This window comes from Palleronia caenipelagi (assembly GCF_007004065.1).
Classification (GTDB): domain Bacteria; phylum Pseudomonadota; class Alphaproteobacteria; order Rhodobacterales; family Rhodobacteraceae; genus Palleronia; species Palleronia caenipelagi.
The window spans coordinates 1-615 of the sequence record NZ_VFSV01000183.1 but is presented as its reverse complement, the minus strand read 5'-3'; the positions used below and the strand labels follow the sequence as shown (position 1 = coordinate 615).

Sequence of the window (615 nt, the reverse complement as noted above, 5' to 3'; positions counted from 1 at the left end):
TCTCGATGGATGGCCGGGGCCGCTGGATCGACAACCGGATGATCGAGCGGCTCTGGCGATCCCTCAAATACGAATGCGTCTACTTGAACGCCTTCGAAACAGGTTCCGAAGCCCGGGACGGGATCGGTGACTGGATCAGCTACTACAACAAAAGACGCCCGCACTCATCACATGGGATCATGACGCCGGACGAGGCCTATGACAAGCAATCTCCGGACCTGAAGGTTGCCGCCTGAAATGAAACCAATGCTATAGCTTAGCACGGCGGCAAACTGGTCGAATTTCAAGGACCACCTCTGATGATGGCGAAGCCTCCGTTGCAGTTGGTGCTGAAGAGTCGCGCAGGGCCGCCGTGCTACGTCCGCTTGTTCAGGCATATCTCAATGGGGCTGGCAGTCTGGAAAGTGGCATCAATGACGCCGTTTGGGAGCTTGGTGTCAGCAGGGCGACGGTCTGGCGTTGGATAAAGCGGCTGGCGGAAGAGGGTGGGCGCAGCAGCGCGCTGGCTCCGCGAAAACGGGGCCGTCCGGCCGGTACGACCTTGATATCCGGCAAGGTCGAAGCGGTGATCGAAGAGCACCTTCGCCGGTATTACTTGCGCCGGGAGCGTTCGAG

1 protein-coding gene and 1 pseudogene are annotated in these 615 nt (G+C 59.3%); both read left to right on the top strand.

Features of this window, described 5'->3' with window-relative positions; translation table 11 throughout:
- On the top strand, positions 1-236 hold a 236-nt coding region (locus FEV53_RS20620), incomplete at its 5' end, for an integrase core domain-containing protein (RefSeq protein ID WP_142836402.1).
- 116 nt (positions 237-352) lie between these two features.
- Positions 353-615 (top strand): annotated as a pseudogene (locus tag FEV53_RS20615) (helix-turn-helix domain-containing protein); the annotation flags it as partial.